16 protein-coding genes are annotated in these 17758 nt (G+C 73.8%); 10 read left to right on the plus strand and 6 right to left on the minus strand.

The window, feature by feature from the left end; genetic code table 11:
• Window positions 1-13 precede the first annotated feature (13 nt).
• The 6 genes from HD601_RS03285 to HD601_RS03310 all read left to right on the plus strand — a co-directional run bounded on the left by HD601_RS03285 (window position 14) and on the right by HD601_RS03310 (window position 9263).
• Window positions 14-2941 (plus strand): AAA family ATPase, encoded by a 2928-nt coding sequence (locus tag HD601_RS03285; protein WP_184819296.1) that lies wholly within the window; start codon window positions 14-16, stop codon window positions 2939-2941.
• Between the two features lie 252 nt (window positions 2942-3193).
• The gene (locus HD601_RS03290; RefSeq protein ID WP_184819298.1) at window positions 3194-6676 is read left to right on the plus strand and encodes a S8 family peptidase; all 3483 of its coding nucleotides are present in this window, start codon (window positions 3194-3196) and stop codon (window positions 6674-6676) included.
• On the plus strand, window positions 6673-7287 hold the full coding sequence (locus tag HD601_RS03295) for a hypothetical protein (protein ID WP_184819300.1): 615 nt from the start codon (window positions 6673-6675) through the stop codon (window positions 7285-7287). Before HD601_RS03290 ends, HD601_RS03295 begins: the two co-directional genes overlap by 4 nt.
• Before the next feature lie 80 nt (window positions 7288-7367).
• Window positions 7368-7862 carry a MarR family transcriptional regulator gene (locus HD601_RS03300; protein ID WP_184819302.1) on the plus strand — a complete coding sequence of 165 codons (495 nt, stop codon included), beginning with the start codon at window positions 7368-7370 and terminating at the stop codon, window positions 7860-7862.
• Window positions 7863-8192: 330 nt separating this feature from the next.
• Entirely contained in the window at window positions 8193-8507 is a 315-nt protein-coding gene (locus tag HD601_RS03305) for a hypothetical protein (protein WP_184819305.1), read from the plus strand.
• Window positions 8508-8522: 15 nt separating this feature from the next.
• Window positions 8523-9263, plus strand: a complete 741-nt coding sequence (locus HD601_RS03310) for a class I SAM-dependent methyltransferase (RefSeq protein ID WP_184819307.1) — start codon at window positions 8523-8525, stop codon at window positions 9261-9263.
• Window positions 9264-9323: 60 nt separating this feature from the next.
• Here HD601_RS03310 and HD601_RS03315 read toward each other — a convergent pair whose 3' ends face one another.
• Window positions 9324-9977: an FCD domain-containing protein gene (locus HD601_RS03315; protein ID WP_184819309.1), complete on the minus strand. Its 654-nt coding sequence runs from the start codon at window positions 9975-9977 to the stop codon at window positions 9324-9326.
• A 51-nt stretch (window positions 9978-10028) separates the two neighbouring features.
• The gene (locus tag HD601_RS03320) at window positions 10029-11354 is read right to left on the minus strand and encodes an FAD-binding oxidoreductase (protein WP_184819311.1); all 1326 of its coding nucleotides are present in this window, start codon (window positions 11352-11354) and stop codon (window positions 10029-10031) included.
• Window positions 11355-11401: 47 nt separating this feature from the next.
• On the opposite strand from HD601_RS03320, the gene pdxR reads away from it, so the two are divergent.
• The 3 genes from pdxR (at window position 11402) to HD601_RS03335 (ending at window position 14350) form a co-directional block, all read left to right on the plus strand.
• The gene (gene pdxR, locus HD601_RS03325; protein ID WP_184819312.1) at window positions 11402-12814 is read left to right on the plus strand and encodes a MocR-like pyridoxine biosynthesis transcription factor PdxR; all 1413 of its coding nucleotides are present in this window, start codon (window positions 11402-11404) and stop codon (window positions 12812-12814) included.
• Between the two features lie 370 nt (window positions 12815-13184).
• Window positions 13185-13715 carry a MarR family winged helix-turn-helix transcriptional regulator gene (locus tag HD601_RS03330; protein WP_184819314.1) on the plus strand — a complete coding sequence of 177 codons (531 nt, stop codon included), beginning with the start codon at window positions 13185-13187 and terminating at the stop codon, window positions 13713-13715.
• Window positions 13712-14350, plus strand: coding sequence for a hypothetical protein (locus HD601_RS03335; RefSeq protein WP_184819316.1), 639 nt, complete (start codon window positions 13712-13714; stop codon window positions 14348-14350). The genes HD601_RS03330 and HD601_RS03335 overlap by 4 nt, the downstream gene beginning before the upstream one ends.
• Window position 14351: 1 nt before the next feature.
• On the opposite strand, the gene HD601_RS03340 is transcribed toward HD601_RS03335, so the two are convergent.
• The 3 genes from HD601_RS03340 to HD601_RS03350 form a co-directional block, all read right to left on the minus strand.
• Entirely contained in the window at window positions 14352-15338 is a 987-nt protein-coding gene (locus HD601_RS03340) for an NAD(P)-dependent alcohol dehydrogenase (RefSeq protein ID WP_184819318.1), read from the minus strand.
• Window positions 15339-15495: 157 nt separating this feature from the next.
• Window positions 15496-16206, minus strand: coding sequence for a TetR/AcrR family transcriptional regulator (locus tag HD601_RS03345; protein WP_184829415.1), 711 nt, complete (start codon window positions 16204-16206; stop codon window positions 15496-15498).
• Window positions 16207-16230: 24 nt separating this feature from the next.
• Window positions 16231-16728, minus strand: a complete 498-nt coding sequence (locus HD601_RS03350) for a MarR family transcriptional regulator (protein WP_184819320.1) — start codon at window positions 16726-16728, stop codon at window positions 16231-16233.
• A 67-nt stretch (window positions 16729-16795) separates the two neighbouring features.
• On the opposite strand from HD601_RS03350, the gene HD601_RS03355 reads away from it, so the two are divergent.
• Window positions 16796-17293: a DoxX family protein gene (locus HD601_RS03355; RefSeq protein WP_184819322.1), complete on the plus strand. Its 498-nt coding sequence runs from the start codon at window positions 16796-16798 to the stop codon at window positions 17291-17293.
• On the opposite strand, the gene HD601_RS03360 is transcribed toward HD601_RS03355, so the two are convergent.
• Window positions 17277-17729, minus strand: a complete 453-nt coding sequence (locus HD601_RS03360) for a MarR family winged helix-turn-helix transcriptional regulator (RefSeq protein WP_184819324.1) — start codon at window positions 17727-17729, stop codon at window positions 17277-17279. The two genes, HD601_RS03355 and HD601_RS03360, sit on opposite strands and share 17 nt — an antisense overlap.
• Window positions 17730-17758: the final 29 nt, after the last annotated feature.

Consider the following 17758-nt stretch of genomic DNA (forward strand, 5'->3'; position numbering starts at 1 on the left):
GAAGGGGTGCGTCGTGGACCAGCCCGAGAGCATCGCGTCGCCGGCGCTGGTCGGGCGCGAGCGCGAGTCGGCCGAACTGGCCCGTGCCCTGGCCGGCGGCCCCGCTCTGGTGCTGGTCGAGGGCGAGGCCGGGGTCGGCAAGAGCCGGCTGGTCCAGGAGTACCTCGCCGGGTCCGCCGGGCAGCGCCGGCGCGCCCTCGTCGCCGGCTGTCCGCCGTTCCGGGAGTCGCTGACCCTCGCCCCGGTGGTCGACTCCCTCCGTTCGGCCCGCCCCGCGGTCGCCGACCGGCGGCTGAGCCCGCTCGCCGGCGCGCTGCGGCCGCTGTTCCCGGAGTGGGCCGGCGACCTCCCGCCGGCGCCGGAGCCGCTGACCGACCCGCTCGCCTCGCGGCACCGGATGTTCCGCGCCCTGCTCGAGCTGGTCGACCGCTCCGGGGTCGAGCTGCTGGTCATCGAGGACGTCCACTGGGCCGACGACGCGACCCTGGAGTTCCTGCTGTTCCTGATGTCGGACCGGCCGGTCCGCGACCTCGGCCTGGTGCTGACCTACCGGCCCGACGACGTCGCGGCGGGCTCGCTGCTGCGCCGGCTGACGTCGCGTCCGCGCGCGGGCCTCGCCCAGGCTCGCATCACGCTCGGCCTGCTCGACGTCGAGGCGACGGCCGGGCTGGTCTCGTCGATGCTGGGCGACGAGCCGGTCTCCGAGGCGTTCGCCACGTTCCTGCACGACCGCACCGACGGGCTGCCGCTGGCACTGGAGGAGTCGGTGCGCCTGCTCAGCCAGCGCGACGACGTCATCCGCCGCGACGGCGAGTGGGTGCGGCGCAGCCTCACCGAGCTGAGCGTGCCGCCCACCGTCCGCGACTCCGTCCTCGAACGGGTCCAGCGACTCGGCGGCGACGCGCGGCGGGTCCTCGACGCGGCCGCCGTCCTGGCCGAGCCGGCGGGCGACGACGTCATCGCGGCGACGGCCGGCCTGTCGGGACCGCAGGCCCGGGCGGCGCTGATCGAGGCCGCCCGCTCCGGCCTGCTCGGCGAGGACCCACGGGGGCGAGCGGTGTTCCGGCACGTCCTCATGGGCCGGGCGGTGTACGACGCCATGGCCGGCGTCGAGCGGCGGCGGCTGCACCAGGACGCCGGGCGGGCACTGGAGCACCTGCGCCCACCGCCGCTCATGCAGCTCACCCGGCACTTCCGCACCGCGGGCGACCTGGCGCGCTGGGCCCGGAACGCCGAGCTGGCCGCCGATGCCGCGGCCGCCTCGGACGACCACACGACGGCGGTGGCCGTGCTGGAGCCGCTGGTCACCGCCGGTGGCCTGGCCGCACCGGATCTGGCCCGGCTGGCCACGAAGCTCGCGACCGCCGCGACCGCGCGCCGGGAGTCGGTCGACGCCGTGCACGCGCGGGTCATCGGGGTGCTGCGCGGCATCCTCGACGGCGGCGGTCTCGCCCCGCTGGCCCAGGCGGAGCTGCGGATCCCGCTCGGCCGGCTGCTGCTGCAGTCCGGCGAGTTCGAGGCCGGCCGCGCCGAGCTGGAGCGGGCCGTCCCGCACCAGACGCCCCGGCCGGCCGAGGCCGCCGTCGCCATGACCCTGCTCGGCTACCCGCTGCCGGGTCCGCGGCCGGCGGCGGAGTACCGGGGCTGGCTGGAGCGCGCGGAACGGGCCGCCGCGGACCTGCGGTCGGACCTCGACCGACTGTCGCTCACCGCCGACCGGGCCGCCGCACTGCTCGTGCTCGGTGAGCCGGACGGCTGGGACGTGGTGACCCGGCTGCCCCGCGACATGCCGACCGTCGAAGGCCGCTGCCAGCTGGCCCGCGGCCACGCCAACGTCGGTTACGCCGCGCTGCTGTGGGGTCGCGACGCGACCGCGCGCCGGCACCTGGACCGCGCGCTGGAGCTGGCTGAGGCGGCCCGGTTCGCCCGGCTGAGCGCGACCGTCCAGGAGCTCGTCGTGCTGGCCGACTGGCTGTCCGGACAGTGGCACGGGCTCGCCGAGCGGGCCGCCGCGCTGGCCGCCGACGACGACGTGGAGCCGAACGCGAAGCAGGGCGCGCTGCTGGTGACCGCGATGCTCGGCGTCGTCACCGGCCGGCAGGGCGCCGAGCGGGAGCTGCGCGGACTGCTGGAACGGGTCCGGCCCGACAGCGTCGCCGCCATCCCGCTGATCCCCGCGGCCGCGCTGGCCCGGCGCGAGCTCACCGCCGGCCGCCCCGACGCGGCGCTCGAGCTGACCGACGCGGCGACGACGACGGTGCAGACCTCGGGCACCTGGATCTGGGCCGCCGAGATCGCGCCGGTGCGGGTCGACGCGCTGCTGGCGGCCGGGCGGCAGGACGCGGCGACCGGCTTCGTCGCCGCCTTCGAGCGCGGGCTCGGCGACCGCGACGCCCCGGCACCGGCGGCCGCCCTGGCGTCGTGCCGGGCGGCCCTCGCCGCCGCCGGCGGCGACCACGAGGGCGCCGCCGGGTTCGCCGCGGCCGCCGCCACCCGCTGGGCCCGGCTGCCACGCCCGTTCGAGGAACTGCTCGCCTCCGAGGCCGCGGCCGGGCACCTCCTCGACGCGGGCCGGACGGACGACGGCGTCGCGCTCCTCACCCGCACCCACAAACGGCTGGCCGAGCTGGGCGCCCGCGCCGACGCCGCCCGGGTGGCCCGCGCGTTGGACCGGCACGGGGCGCCGGCGCCCGGCGTCGTCCCGGCCCGGCGCGGCCGCCGCGGCTACGGCGACGAGCTGTCGCCCCGCGAGCTCGAGGTGGTCCGACTGGTGGTCACCGGACGGACCAACCGCGAGATCGCCCGGGCGGTGTCGCGCTCGCCGAAGACGGTGGCCGCGCAGCTCAACTCGGCCATGCGCAAGCTCGGGGTGACCTCGCGGACCGCCCTCGCGGTGCTGGCGGTCGAGGCCGGACTGGTCGGCGCCGACACCCAGCGCTGACCCCGTCCCCCCGTCCACGCGCAGCCATTCTTTAGGTCATTTGCCGGGTGACAACCGATTCGCCCCGGTCGACACTCACTGGCACCCGCTACGTGCCGAGCCCCGGAGGACCCATGCCGCGACCGCACGACCCCGTGCCGCCGCCGGATCCGGCGCCGGACCCGGCGGAGCGCACCGAACCCTCGCCAGCCCACGACCGAGGCCCCGGCCACGACGGCTACGAGCCGCTCTGACCGGGCCGGAGAGGCGACGATGACCCCCCATCGCCCCACCCGTCCGCCCCGCCCCCGCCGTCGCGCCGCACTGGCGGCCGTCGCCGTCACGGGCGTCGTCCTCGCCACCATGGCGCCACGAGCCGACGACCCGGCCGCGGCGATCCCCCTGACCCCCGCGGCCGCCGAGCCGGTGACGGCGCTGCCGGGCGACACCGTCGCGCTCACCCTCGTGACCGGCGACCGCGTGCACCTGCGCACCCAGCCGGGCAGCACGCCCGAGGTGGCCCGCATCGAGCCCGCGCCGCGAGCCGGCGGCGCCCCCGTCGGTTTCCAGACCTTCCGGCACGACGGTGACGTCCACGTCGTCCCGTCCGACGCCTCAGCACTGCTGGCGGCGGACCGGCTGGACCCGGAGCTGTTCAACGTCACCCTGCTGGCCGAGCACGGCCTCACCGGCGCCGGCGGGCTGCCGCTGATCGTGCAGTACGGCGGCGCACGGCAGCGGCGTGCCGCGACCGAGTTGCCGGGCGCCACCCGCGGTCCCGAACTGGAGAGCATCGACGCCTCCGGGGTGCGGGTCGACCCGGCGCGGGCGGCCGACTTCTGGGCCGCCGTCGACGGGGCGACCGGAGCGTCGGCGGCGCGGCTGGACCGCGGCCTCGAACGGATCTGGCTGGACCGGCCGGTCGAGGCGGTGCTGGACGAGAGCGTCGCCCAGGTCGGCGCCCCGGAGGCGTGGGCAGCCGGCTTCGACGGCACGGGCGTCACCGTCGCCGTGCTGGACACTGGGATCGACCCGCAGCACCCGGACCTCGCCAACCGGATCGTGGGAAGCCGCAGCTTCGTCCCCGGTGAGGAGGTGACCGACGGCCACGGGCACGGCACCCACGTCGCGTCGACCGTGGCCGGCAGCGGCGCCGGGTCGGACGGACGCTACACCGGGGTCGCACCGGGCGCGCGGCTGCTGGTGGGCAAGGTGCTCAGCGACGGCGGCTCGGGCTCCAGCACGGGGATCATCGAGGGCATGGAATGGGCGGTCGAGCAGGGCGCCCGCGTGGTCAGCATGAGCCTGGGCGGGGACCCGACGGACGGGACCGACCTCATGAGCGCGGCCGTGAACCGGCTCAGCGACGAGTCCGGTGCGCTGTTCGTCATCGCGGCGGGCAACGCCGGACCGGACGGTGGCACCGTCGGCGCCCCTGGTGCCGCCGACGCCGCTCTCACCGTCGCCGCCGTCGACAAGCAGGACGAGCTCGCCTCGTTCTCCAGCCGCGGCCCGCGCGTCGGTGACGCCGCGACGAAGCCGGACATCGCGGCGCCCGGCGTCGCCATCGCGGCCGCACGCGGCGCGGGCACCTCCCTGGGCCAGCCGGTCGACGAGCTGTACACCTCGGCCAACGGCACCTCCATGGCCACGCCGCACGTCGCGGGTGCGGCCGCGATCCTGGCGCAGCAGCACCCCGACTGGACCGGCGCCGACTTGAAGGCCGCGCTCACCAGCACCGCCACCGACGTGGGCGGCACCGCCTACGAGACCGGCGCGGGCCGGCTCGACGTCGACCGCGCCACCGGCCAGGGCGTGTTCTCCGACGGCGGCGTCTGGTTCGGGCACCTGCCGTATCCGCAGACGGCGCCGGTGACCCGCACGGTCACCTACACCAACACCGGCGCCGACCCGGTGGTGCTCGACCTCGCCGCCTCGCTGTCGACGGCGGCCGGAGCGCCCGCCCCGGCCGGGATGATCGGCGTCTCGCCCGGCACGCTGACCGTCCCCGCCGGCGGCACCGCGACAGCCACGGTCGCCGTCGACCCCACCGCCGGAGAGTCCGTCGGCCTCTACCAGGGCCGGGTCACTGCGACCGGCGACGGCGGCGCGGTCCGGGTGACCACGGTGGTCGGCGTGTTCGTCGAGCCGGAGACGTTCGAGCTGACGGTGTCCGCAGTCGCCCCTGAGGGGAGCAGCGACCTCGACATCGAGAGCTGGCTCGTCATCCGCAACGACGGCTGGATCGACTTCAGCGCCAACGCCGTCCGGCTCCCCGGCGACCCGGAGGCGACCGTGACGCTGCCGCGCGGCAGCTACACCGTCGCGGCCCAGCTGTCCTGGCAGGACGCGGCCGGCGAGACGCACGTGGGGCTGCCGCTGGAGCCGCAGGCCCGGCTCGACGCCGACACCGCGGTCCGGTTCGACCTCGGGCAGGCGACCCGGCTCGGCGCGGCGACGCCGTCACCCACCGAGGCCTACGACACCCGGCTCGCCTACCTGCGCGGCGGGCCCGGGGACACGTGGAGCCTGGAGGCCACCCTGACCGGCGACTACGGCGCGGAGAACTTCTGGATCACGCCGACGGCGCCGGTCGGGACCGGAACTCTCGAGCTGACGTCGCAGCTGGTCCTCGGCCCGCCGCCACTCACCCTGCAGACCATGGGCGCCCGGCCGCTGACGCTGACGCCACGCTACCGCTCGGCCGACGCCACCGAGCCGAGACTGGACCGGCGCCGCCCGCTCCCCGTCGTCGACGGCGGGCGCGGCGACGATCTGAGCGGTGTCGACGCCGAGGGCGCGCTGGTGCTCATGACACCCGACGACCTGTGCACACCCGGCTGCGGGCCGGAACTCGCCGGCCGAGTGGCCGCCGCGGCTTCGGCTGGGGCCGCCGGTGTCCTCGTCGCCGGGACGACGGCGCGGCCGTCGCTCGGGGACGCGGAGCTCGCGCTGCCCGTCGCCACGCTGCCGCCGTCCGAGGGTGCGGCCCTGGAAGCCGAGCTGGCGCTGCGGCCGGTGCGGGTCCGCGTCGGGGGCGACCCGACCGTGCCGTCGCTGCGGCTGCTCTCCTACCGCGAGTCCGGCGCCGTGCCGGCCGACCTCACCTACGAGGTCGCCGACGACGAGTTGACGGTCGTGCACCACGACCTGCACGCCGGCGCCGCAGACGCGGGCGAGGCCCGGCGCTTGGTGTGGACGGTCGACGGAGGTGGGCTGCAGCTGCCATACGTCACCACGCCGCGGCGGCTCACCGTCCTCGTGGGATCGGCCGACGCCGACGCTCTGCACGCGATCGACCTGCAGGACGACGACGACTCCGACCTGGGGCTCTTCATGGAGTCGACGCGGCGGGTCTACGGTCCCCCGGGACCGCACGTGGTCGCCTGGAACAGCGGGCCCCAGGTGCCCGGCGCGTCGTCGGGCTGGTCCGGCCTCGACGACCAGGCCGGGCCCATGCGGGCCTGCTCGGGCTGCCGCATGGGCGACGTGTTCCTGCCGTTCATGTACCTGGGCACGTCGCGCCGGCACGAGTCCGGGCTGCTGGGGCTGGTCGAGGGCGGCATGCTGGCGCCGTCGTCGCACATCTGCCGGCCCGACGACCCGGAGCATCCGCCGTCGAGCCCGCCCCGGTACCGGTGCGAGGTGCACCTCTACCGGGCCGACGGCACCGAGATCGAGCCGCGGCTGGTCAGCGACGCGCCGATGATCCCGCCGCTCTCGGCGGGCGCCACCGGGACGGAGGAGGACCGATGACCACGACCACTGCTCGTCGGCGACGCCGCGCCACCGTCGTCGCCGCGGTCCTGACCCTGCTGCTCCTGGCGACGGGCTGCCGCATCATCGCCTTCGACCTCGCGCCCGAGGCGCAGCGCTACCGGATGACGCTCGACCAGGAGAACGGGGCCAGCACCGTCCACACGGCCTGGGAGTTCACCTCGGCGCGTGTGGTCGAGGACGACACCCCCGAGGGCACGATGTGCTTCGGCAACTACGTGCCGGAGGTCGGTCTCGGCGGCCCCTGCGAGGCCGAGCCGCTCATCTTCCTCGGCTACGAGCTGGCGCTGGACCTGGACAACACCGCACCGGCGGGCCGGCAGCACACCGTCGAGGTCACCGGCTACTACGAGGACGACACGAAGCCGCTCGAGGTGGTCGAGCTCGCCGCCTGGGCCAGCTTCGACGAGGGTGCGACCTGGACGCCGCTCACCGTCGAGGCCACCGGCGGCGGGACGTTCTCCGTCACCGTCGACCACCGTGAAGCCGGCCCTCGCCCCGGGTCGGTGTGGTTGCGGGTGCACGCCGGCGACACCGAGGGCAACACCGTCGAGCAGACCATCGAGAACGCGTACGCGCTGCGCCGGTGAACCCTGCGCCCTTCGCCCCGCCCGTGCTCGTCGCGGGCGGGGCGAGGTAGGTTCGGCTCACGGCTCTCGGGGGAGGTGCGGTGGACGACCACACCCACACCAGCGGCGCGCTCGGGCGAAGCGTCGGCGCGACGGTGGCGGCGGACGGGCAGGCACGCGAGTTCGCCGACGCGCTCATGGGGTTCCTGTCCGCGTCGCGGCGCACACGCGGGCGCCTGCAGCCGCTCTTCGACGACATCACCGTGCCGCAGCTCGTGCTGCTCGACGCCATCGAAGAGTGCGGCGCCGACGGCGTGGGCGCGGTCGCCGAGCTCACCGGCTTGAGCCAGCCCACGGTCACCCGCAGCGCGGGCGCCCTCGTCAGGGACGGCCTGGTGCAGTACGGCCAGGTCGACGGCGACGGCCGGCGGCGGGTCCTCGAGCTGACCGAGCGCGGCACCGAGCTGCTCACCGCCAAACGCGCCGTCGTCGCCGGTCACCTCGCCGGCGCCTGGGACAACCTCTCCCCCGCCGAGCAGGCCCTCGTCGTGCCGCTCCTCCGCCACCTCACCGAGCTCGTCGACAAGCTGTTCTGAACAGACGCCGGCCATCGAGTCAGGAATCCGCCGACGGCGGCGGTGAACTCGGGGGCGACCGTCGAACGATGGCGCTGGGCTTCGAGCACCCAGTCATCCTGGCCCACGTGTGCTCCAACGCGACCGCGAAAGGGCTGTTCCATGATCGTCCAGGATCGGTGGGGTCAGGACGCCACCGATCCTGGATGATCCTCGATCTGTGGGCACATCCCGGACACCTCCTGGCGCCTGGCGCTGTTCCTGCTATATAAATCGGCGTAACCTAGAGGTGACGAGCCGTTCCCGCTGGGTAAGGGGAACAGCGAGTACCGCAGCCGCAATGACGCGGAGGTGAGCAACGTGAGCTACGGGTCGGCACACCTCATGCACGCGATGTTCGACGCGATGCGCTATGTCCTGTGGGTCGTCGTCAGCGGCTTCGCCGTCGTCGGCGCCGCGTTCTACGGCGGGGCCGGAGTGGCGGCCGTCTGGCAGAAGGCGGGTCCGCCCGCCCGGCGCAGGAACGACGAGGTCAGCCGCGAGGCAGCCGAGGGCATCGCCGAGATCGAGGCGTTCCTCGCGACGCAGGGGCCCCAGGTCGAGCACGACGATCCGCCGCCGGCGCCACGCCGGAAGCTTCCACCCACCTCGGGCGAGGCCGCCTGATGCGAAGATTCCGCCATGACCGCGGAGTACCGGTTCTACGGTGATCTCGCCGAGTGGTGGCCGCTCATCTCGCCGCCCGACGAGTACGCCGACGACGCCGCTTTCGCCGCGACCGCACTGGACTCCGCCGAGCTCCCGGTCCACGAGGTGCTCGAGCTGGGCAGCGGCGGCGGGCACAACGCCGTCCACCTGAAGCGGCGGTTCGCGCTGACGCTGGTCGACCTGTCGCCGCAGATGCTCGAGGTCTCGCGCCGCCTCAACCCCGAGTGCGAGCACGTCGAGGGCGACATGCGCAGCCTCCGGCTGGGCCGCGACTTCGACGCCGTCTTCGTCCACGACGCCGTCGACTACATGCTCACCGAGGACGACCTCGCGTTGACGGTGGCGACGGCGTTCGCCCACTGCCGGCCGGGCGGTGCGGCGGTATTCGTCCCCGACCACACCACGGAGACGTTCGAGGAGAGCACCGAGCACGGCGGCGACGACGCCGACGACGGCCGCGGCGCCCGGTTCCTCGGCTGGACCTGGGACCCCAACACCGCCGACACCTGGGTGCAGACGGAGTACGTGCTGCTGCTGCGCGAGAAGGACGGCAGTACGGAGTCGATCCACGAGACGCACCGCACCGGCATGTTCAGCCGCGACGTCTGGCACCGGCTGCTCACGGGCGCCGGATTCGAGGCGCTGGTCCTGACCCGGCAGGGCGACGAGGACGAGCCGCCGCGGGACCTCTTCATCGCCCACCGCCCGCGCTAGGCCGACGCCTGATGGCGCTCTTTCGACGGTCAGGGCAGCAGAAAGAGCGCCATGACTCAGTCAGCCGCGCCGGGTGACCGCCTTCTCGTAGGCCGCCGCCGAGTGCCGGACGTGCGCCCGCGAGGCGCGCTCGGCGCGGGCGGGGTCGCCGGCCGCGATGGCGTCCATGATCGCCTCGTGCTCGCGCAGCGTCCGCGGCACGCCGCCGGACGGCCGGCCGGACCAGGCGAGGCGGATCTGGCCGCTGAGGTTGTCGGTCACCTGGGTGAGCCTGCCGTTGCCGGACGCGTGCCAGATGGCGCGGTGGAACTCGATGTCGAGGTCGCGCAGGCCGGCGAGGTCGCCGTCGCCGCCGCGCTCGCGCTGCTTGGTGAGCAGCGGGTCGAGGACGGTCCGGACGAAGCCGGCGGCGTCGGGCGTGGCCGCGACCTTGCGGGCGGCGATGCCGTCGAGCATCTCGCGCAGCTCGTAGATCTCGCGCATGTCCGCGAGGCCGACCTCGGGCACGTGGAAGCCGCGGTGCGCGATGGCGACCAGGAAGCCGTCACGCTCGAGCGCGGCCAGCGCGGACTTGATGGGCGTGGCGGACAGCCCGAGCCGCTCGGACAGCAGCCGGACGATCAGCTTGGTCCCGGGTGGCAGCTCGCCGTCGACGATCATGGTGCGGATGTCGCTGTAGGCAGACTGCGCCAGGGTCCGCTCTTCGAAGTGCACAGGGCATGATCGCACCCACTCCGGACACTGTGAACCCTTCGCGCGCCGCTCTCATGACCGCGCGGCCGGGACGATGTTGTGGTTGAGGTGGAAGACGTTCTCGGGGTCGTAGGCCGTCTTCAACGCCGTCAGCCGGGCCAGCTTCTCCGGCCGGTAGGCGCGGCGGACCCCGGCGGCGCCCTCGTCGCTGAGCGCGTTGACGTACGCGCCGCTGGCGAACGGCTCGATGGCCGACGCCGTGCGACGGGCCATGGCCATGCGGTCGGCGTCCTCGGCGGCGTCGGTCCAGCGGGCCGCGGCGACGTACTCGAAGACAGCGTCGCGCTGGCTGAACGCGGAGTCGCCGTCGGGCACGTCGGCGATCGCGCCGCCGTAGGCCTGCAGGCTGATCCCCATGTCCGCGTCGCCGTGCTCGACCAGGGCGTCGACGGCGTCATCGGGCAGCCCGCGCACGTAGTGGCCCTTCCAGTAGCGCCGGTACGCGTGCCCCTCGGGCGTGTCCTCGCGGGTCTGCAGCTCGACGTAGGAGAGCTCGCCGATGTTCTCGGTGACCGGCTGCCCCAGGGCGCGCAGCTCCGGCAGCAGGTCCGCCGCCTTCTCCGTCGGGCCGGCCCACACGTAGCCGACGGTGGCGAGCCCGCGGCCGACCGACGCGGCGAAGGTGGCCTCGCGCGGCGCCTCGGCGCTGAGGTCGCGCCAGCCGCGCAGCACGGCCGCGGCCTGCTCGAGCGGATAGGTCAGCTCGGCGACATAGGCGCGGGTGCCGACGGGGTGCAGCTGGAACTCGAACTCGGTGACGACGCCGAAGTTGCCGCCGCCACCACGCAGGCCCCAGAACAGGTCGGGGTGCTCGTCGGCGCTGACCCGCAGGCGCTCGCCGTCGGCCGTCACCAGCTCGTAGGAGATGACGTTGTCGCAGGTGAGCCCGTACTGCCGGGCCAGCCAGCCCATGCCGCCGCCCAGCGTGAGGCCGCCGACTCCGGTGTGCGAGACGTTGCCGGCCGTGGTCGCGAGCCCGTGCGCCTGCGCCGCGACGTCCAGCGCGCCGAGCAGCGCGCCGCCCTGGACGCGGGCCCGCCGCGTCGCCGGGTCGACGGTGACGGCCGCCATCGGCGTGAGGTCGATCATCAGCCCGTCCTCCGGGACCGACATGCCGAGGACGCTGTGCCCGCCGCAGCGCACGCCGATCTCCAGGCCGAGGTCGCGACCCAGCCGCACGGCGGCGACGACGTCGTCGGCGCTCGCGCAGCGGACGACCATCCGCGGGCGGCGGTCGACCATGGCGTTCCAGACCGTGCGGTGACGGTCGTACTGCTGGTCGCCCGGCAGGACGAGGCGGTCGCCGAGCTGTTCCCGGAGGTGCGCGTGAGTCGTCATGGGGTGAAGCCTCACAGCGATCGGACCTCGCGATAAGGTCCAATGGCATGGCGGAACCCCGGACCAATTCCACGGGCCACAGCCTGCTCGTCACGCTCGACCGCGCCGCCGCCGAGCCGCTGCATCGTCAGCTCGCGGCCGCCGTTCGCGACGGAGTCCGCTCCGGCCGGCTGCGACGCGGCACGGCCCTGCCGCCCACCCGCCGCCTGGCCGGCGAGCTCGGCGTGTCCCGCGGCGTCGTCGTCGAGGCCTACCAGCAGCTGGTCGCCGAGGGCTACCTGACCAGCCGGACCGGCGGGTACACCGAGGTGGCCGCCGCCCCGGCGACGGACCCGCCGCGGCCGGCACCTCCCACCGGCCGGGAGCCGGTGGTGAACTTCGGCTACGGCCGCTACGACGTGGGGAACTTCCCGCGCGCGGCGTGGCTCCGGTCGATCCGCCGTGCCTTCGCGCAGGCGCCGAACGAGCGGTTCGGCTACCTGACCGGCCGCGGCGTCCCGGAACTGCACGAGGCGCTGTCGGACTACCTCAACCGGGTCCGCGGCACGGCGGCCACCCCGGACGCCGTCGTCGTCTGCAACGGCTACGCCCAGGGCATCGCGCTGCTGGTCCAGGTGCTGGCCGCCCGCGGGGCCCGGCGGATCGCCGTCGAGGACCCGTCCGCCGACGACGACCTGCGCCCGCTGGCCGCCGCGGCCGGTCTCGAGGTCGTCGGCGTGCCGCTCGACGACGACGGTGTCCGCACCGACGTCCTCGGCTGGCTTGACGCCGACGCGCTGGTGCTGACGCCGTCGCACCAGTGGCCCACCGGAGGGGTGCTGCCGGCGCGGGCCCGGGCGGCGGTCCTGCGCTGGGCGGCCGACCGCGGCGCGCTGGTCGTCGAGGACGACTACGACGCCGAGTACCGCTACGACCGGTCGCCGGTCGGTGCCATGCAGGGACTGGCGCCGGACCTCGTCGCCTACGCGGGCTCGGCCAGCAAGACGCTCGCGCCGGGGTTGCGTCTTGGCTGGCTGCTCCTCCCCCGGCACTTGGTCGACGAGGTCGCCGCCGCGAAGATCGTGACCGACCGCGGGTCGCCCGTCATGGACCAGCTGGCGTTCGCAGACTTCCTGGTGCACGGCGAGTTCGACCGGCACCTGCGCCGCATGCGCCCGATCTACCGGCGCCGCAGAGACGCCCTGCTGGACGCGCTCGCCACGCGGTTGCCGGAGCTGAAGCCCGCCGGCATCTCGGCCGGCCTGCACCTGGTCGCCTGGCTGCCCGCGACCCTGGACGAAGAGGCGGTCGTGGCGGCCGCCGAACGCCACGGGGTGCGGGTGCACGGGGTGACGCCCTACCGCCTTTCCCGGACCGGCCGCGGCGGATTGATCTTCGGATATTCCGCATTGAACGAACGCGCAGTCGCAGACGGAGTCGCGAGGCTGGCCGAGGCGATTGCGGCGATTCGGGCCGAATGATCTCCGCACGGGCGGCTGATCCCGGTTCGTACCGAACCTTGATCACGCCGTAGTCGAAGACTCGCTGGTCGGAGACTCGTCGAGCAATTTTTCTGGATCCAGATGCACAAACCCGGTTCCATGGGTTAGTGTTGGTCCACGAGGCCGCCCTGCCGTTTTGCCCCCCAAATTGGCAGGGTGGCCCTTTTCTTGCCCGCTGACTTTTTCGGCGGTTCAAACCTGTCGTGACGGTGATGTCTGTCACATCTTTCTCGGACGCCTTATCCGGTGTCATTCTGGTCATTTCAGTCACGCCTCTGACGTGCTGGTTCGCGTTCACCGCGCCCGGTTCGCTACTCTTGAAGCACCGACATAGTGAAGGTGCATCACAATGAGTTCGCCGCAGAAGCACACCGAGGCGCTCGGCCGGATCCTCGAGCTGGTCGTGGTCCTCAGCGACGACATGAGTCGCAGCCTTGCGGCCCAGGGGCTCACCGACGCCCGGGCGCACCTGCTGTGGGTGCTACACGAGGGCGGGCCGTCGACGCAGCGAGCGCTGGCCGAGGCGCTGGGAGTCAGCCCGCGCAACATCACCGGGCTCGTCGACGCCCTGGTCGCGACCGGTTTCGTCACCCGTGAGCCGCACCCCACCGACCGCCGCGCCACCCTGGTCTCGTTCACCGAGCACGGCGCCGCCATCGCCGCCGGACTCGAGCGCGACCAGCACGAGTTCGCCCGCATCCTGTTCGAGGACATGCCCGACGACCGCCTCACCGCGCTGGTCGACGGGCTCGACGACGTGCTGGCGCGGCTGCGCGCCCACGGCGTCTCCATCGAGGCGGCGAGCGCGGCCGCCGCCGACCCCGTCGCCGACGACCCGACCGGCACCGACAGCCCTCACGAGAGCGAGGACGGCCGATGACGAAGACGACCCGGACCGGCGAGGCCAGCCTGTTCCAGAAGGCCTCCGCGTTCGAGGCCGGCGTGTGGCGCAGCCTGTACGTCCTGATCGCCCGCCGCCCGCGGGTGCCCGAGCCGGGCGCCGTCGCGTTCGGCTACCTCGAACCCGTCTCGCTGCTGATCTGGGTCTTCATCATCGGCTCGGCCATCGAGGTACCGGTGGCGCACCTGCTCATCGGGCACTTCGTCCCGTGGCCGCCGGCGCAGATCATCGCGCTGGTCATCGGCGTCTGGGGGCTGATCTGGATGATCGGCTACTGGGCCGCGCTCAAGGTGCACCCGCACGCCGTCGGCCCCTCCGGGCTGCGGGTGCGCAACGCCGTCACCGTCGACATCGCACTGACCTGGAACGACATCGACGCCATCCGGGTGCAGAAGCTGACGCTGCCGGAGTCGAAGACCGTGCAGCTCGCCGACGGCGAGGACGGCACCGTCCTGCAGGTGGGGGTGTCGAGCCAGGTCAACGTGCACCTCGTGCTGTTCGAGCCGATGACCGTCACCCTGCTGAGCGGCCCGGTGACCTTCACCGAGCTGCGCTTCTACGCCGACGACCCGAAGGGCCTGGTCACCAGCGCCCGCGCCTACCTCAGAGCGTGACTCAGAACGTGACGACGACCTTGCCGCTGGCGCGCCCGTCCTCCTGGAAGCGGATGGCGTCGGGGATCTCGGCGAACGGGTAGGTGCGGCCCACGACGGGGACGACCCGCCCGTCGTCGAGGTACTCCGTCAGCGTCAGCAGGTTCGCCTGCCGGTCCTTGCTGCCGACGACGTCGGTCATCAGCATCCGCTGCGACACGAACGCGTTGAGCGCGACGGCGGCGAGCGTGTGCCCGGCCGGCTGTACCCAGCGCCCGGCCGGCCCGCCCACCACGACCAGCGTGCCGTCGTGCGTCAGGATCCGGCGGAACGCCCGCGCCGAGTGCCCGCCGGCGATGTCGACGACGAGGTCGAAACGGCCGCCGCCGCGCGTGACGTCGGCGGTGGTGTGGTCGACGACGTCGACGGCGCCGATCCCGCGAACGAGCTCGGCGTTGCGGCCTCCGCAGACGCCCGTGACCGTGGCGCCCATGGCCGTCGCCAGCTGGACCACGAACGTGCCGACTCCGCCAGAGGCGCCGTTGACCAGCACCCGCTGACCCGGCTGGACCCTGCCGTCGTCGCGCACCGCCAGCAGCGCCGTGATGCCCGCGAGCGGAACGGCGGCCGCTCGCTCGAACGAGAGGGTGCGCGGCATCGGCGCCAGGCCGGCGGCCGGGACGCTGACGTACTCGGCGAAGCCACCGCCCGCCACCAGCGCGAACACCCGGTCGCCGGGCGCGAAGCCGGTGACGTCGCGGCCGACGGCGGCGACCTCGCCCGCGACGTCGGCGCCGAGAATGGTCAGCTTCGGTGCGCGCAGCCCGAGGGTGCCGGGCATCAACCGGGCGATCCGCGGCTCACCGCGCATGTGGTGCCAGTCGTACGGCTGCACCGACGTGGCTCGGACCCGCACCAGCACCTCGTCATCGCCGGGGACCGGGGTCTCGACATCGGCCGGCTCCAGCACGTCGGGCGAGCCGTACGAGTGGATCACGAACGCCTTCATGGTCGCCCCCTCGCGGCTGTTCTTACGTCGTAAGGTTTACGTCGTAAGGTAGCCATACGACGTAAGGTTGTAAAGACCTCGTGACGGCTCGATGGTTGAGGGATCAGTGCAGCCCTGACTACACGGATCCCTCAACCATCGCCATGGATGAGCGGAGTCAGGAGGAGGAGCGCTCGCGGAGGCGGTCGAGGCCGTCGAGCAGGAGGTCGAGCCCGAACTCGAACTCCTCCTGGTCGTCGCACCAGCCGAGCGTGGAGTCGGGGTCGTCGTGCGAGATGTGCGCGAGCATGCCGGCGAGGTTCGGCAACCGCTCCGCGAGGCCCGCCAGCGCGTCGTCGTCAGCGGCGGCCGCGGCGCCACCGCTGGGGTTGAACAGCTCGTGGCTGAAGCCGAGCGCGCGGCTGCCCAGCGCATGCAGCGCGTGGTGGCAGTGGTCGTAGGAGAACCCGCCGTCGCGCATGAGGCCGAGCAGGCGATCGTGGTAGCGCAGGATCTCGGGGCTCATGCTCGCTCGTGTCTCGAAGACGGCGGGCGCCCACGGGTGGCGCAGCAGCACCTCGCGGGCGGCGAGGATGCGCCGGCGGACGGCGTGCTTCCACTGCGGTCCGGCCGACGGCACGTCGAGGAACTCGACGACCTCGTTGATCTCGCGCCCGACGGCGTCGGCGATGCCGTCGAGGACCTCGTCCTTGTTGGCCACGTGGTAGTACAGCGACATCGCCTCGGCGCCGAGGTCCTCGGCCAGCCGGCGCATGGTGAGCGCCCCGAGCCCGCCGTCGTCGGCGATGCGGACGGCGGCACGCAGCACGCGATCCCTGCTCAACGGGGCCCGCGCCGGACCCACCTCGGCGTCGGCCGCCACGTGCATCACCTCAGCTCGGATCGTACTCAGTCAGGATCGCTCGGCGTCGGCGGAGAGGTCGTCGGTGGCGCGCCGGCCGGCCTCGAGGGTGCGATGCAGGAAGCCGACGATGAGCTCGAGCTCCTCGGTGCTGTAGTCGTCGAGGATGCCGGTCATCGCGTCGTTCATGCCGGCAAGCAGCCCGAACAGCTCGCCGTTGCGGTCGCGCAGGGCCCGCACCAGCACCGCGCGCCGGTTGTCCGGGTCGCGCTCGCGCGACACCCAGCCGGCCCGCTCGAGGCGGTCGACCACGCCGGTGACAGTGGCCGGATGCAGCCCGGAGCGCCGGGCGAGCCCCGTCGGCGTCAGCGGACCCTCGGTGAAGACCAGGTTGAAGCACTCGAGGTCGGCGTCCTTCAGCTCCAGCCGCGTGCCGACCCGGCGGTTGAGCAGCGACATCTGCAGCGCGACGTCGTTGAAGGAGCGCCGGACGGCGGCCTGCAGGGGCCCGCGGTTGACGCCCTGATCCTCAGAAGATACGGTTTCCATATAATCCGATTCTCATATCGTACGGGTTCTGTATCAACAGCCTAGCCCGTCGGAACAGGAGTGTCTCGTGGTGGACGTGGCCGTGTGGATCGCCCAGATCTTCCTCGCACTGTTCTTCCTCGCCGCCGGCCTGCCGAAGGTGGCCGGCGGCGGCATCGAGCGCTGGGTCGGCTTCGACGACGTCGCCCGTCCGCTCGTCGTCCTCATCGGTGTCGCCGAGGTCGTGGCCGCCGTCACCCTCGTGGCGCCGATGGCGGTCGGCGCCGGCGAGTGGACGACGCCGCTCGCCGCGCTCGGCATCGCCGTCATCTCCCTGATGGCCAGCGGGTTCCACGTGCGCGCCGCCGAAGGGCTGCCGGCGCTCGAGACCGCACTCTGGTCCGCACTGGCCGGCGCCGTCGCGGTCGGCCGCTGGGACCAGCTGTCGGGCGGGCCGTCGCTCGGCGGCGGCGTCCTGGTCGCCGCGCTCGCCGTGCTGGTGCCGGCCATCGTCGTCAACCTGGTCGTACTGTTCCGCCGCCCGCTCCCGGCGGCACACTCCGACGACCTCAGCCGAGCTCGATGATCCGGCGCAGGTCGGCGCGGAGCTGGTCCAGCCGGGCGGCGCCCAGCTCGCGCTCCAGCCGCCCCTCGATCTCGGGCACGGCCCCCTGCGCGATCGCCACCACCTCACGGCCCTTCACCGTCGGCAGCACGAGCTTCGCGCGACGGTCCGACGGGTCCGGCCGTCGAACGACGTAGCCGTGCGCCTCGAGGTGCTGGACCAGCTCGGCGGCGGCCTGCTTCGTGATCTGCGCCCGCTCGGCGAGCCGGCTCACCGTCGTCCCGCCGTCGTCGAGGTGCTGGAAGATCGCGCCGTGGGCGGCGCGCACCGCGTCGTGACCGCTCTCGGCCAGCAGCCGCAGCACACGGTCGTTGAGCGTGGTGAAGGCGTCGCGCAGCAGGACGGCGACGTTGACGGGGCGCTGCCGCCCGGCCGTGACGGGCCGCGGGGTTGACATCGACAGGCTCCCTGTCTAGTTTCGGCAAT

This window comes from Jiangella mangrovi (assembly GCF_014204975.1).
In the GTDB taxonomy this organism is placed as follows: Bacteria; Actinomycetota; Actinomycetes; order Jiangellales; family Jiangellaceae; genus Jiangella; species Jiangella mangrovi.

Bases quoted from the DNA above. Each gene is read 5' to 3' on its own strand.
- HD601_RS03310 (WP_184819307.1), top strand. From the start codon at position 8,523: ATGACCGCGGAGTACCGGTTCTACGGTGATCTCGCCGAGTGGTGGCCG.
- HD601_RS03345 (WP_184829415.1), bottom strand. From the start codon at position 16,206: ATGCACGTGGCGGCCGACGCCGAGGTGGGTCCGGCGCGGGCCCCGTTG.
- HD601_RS03320 (WP_184819311.1), bottom strand. From the start codon at position 11,354: ATGACGACTCACGCGCACCTCCGGGAACAGCTCGGCGACCGCCTCGTC.
- pdxR (WP_184819312.1), top strand. From the start codon at position 11,402: ATGGCGGAACCCCGGACCAATTCCACGGGCCACAGCCTGCTCGTCACG.
- HD601_RS03340 (WP_184819318.1), bottom strand. From the start codon at position 15,338: ATGAAGGCGTTCGTGATCCACTCGTACGGCTCGCCCGACGTGCTGGAG.
- HD601_RS03350 (WP_184819320.1), bottom strand. From the start codon at position 16,728: ATGGAAACCGTATCTTCTGAGGATCAGGGCGTCAACCGCGGGCCCCTG.
- HD601_RS03290 (WP_184819298.1), top strand. From the start codon at position 3,194: ATGACCCCCCATCGCCCCACCCGTCCGCCCCGCCCCCGCCGTCGCGCC.
- HD601_RS03330 (WP_184819314.1), top strand. From the start codon at position 13,185: ATGAGTTCGCCGCAGAAGCACACCGAGGCGCTCGGCCGGATCCTCGAG.
- HD601_RS03360 (WP_184819324.1), bottom strand. From the start codon at position 17,729: ATGTCAACCCCGCGGCCCGTCACGGCCGGGCGGCAGCGCCCCGTCAAC.
- HD601_RS03335 (WP_184819316.1), top strand. From the start codon at position 13,712: ATGACGAAGACGACCCGGACCGGCGAGGCCAGCCTGTTCCAGAAGGCC.
- HD601_RS03295 (WP_184819300.1), top strand. From the start codon at position 6,673: ATGACCACGACCACTGCTCGTCGGCGACGCCGCGCCACCGTCGTCGCC.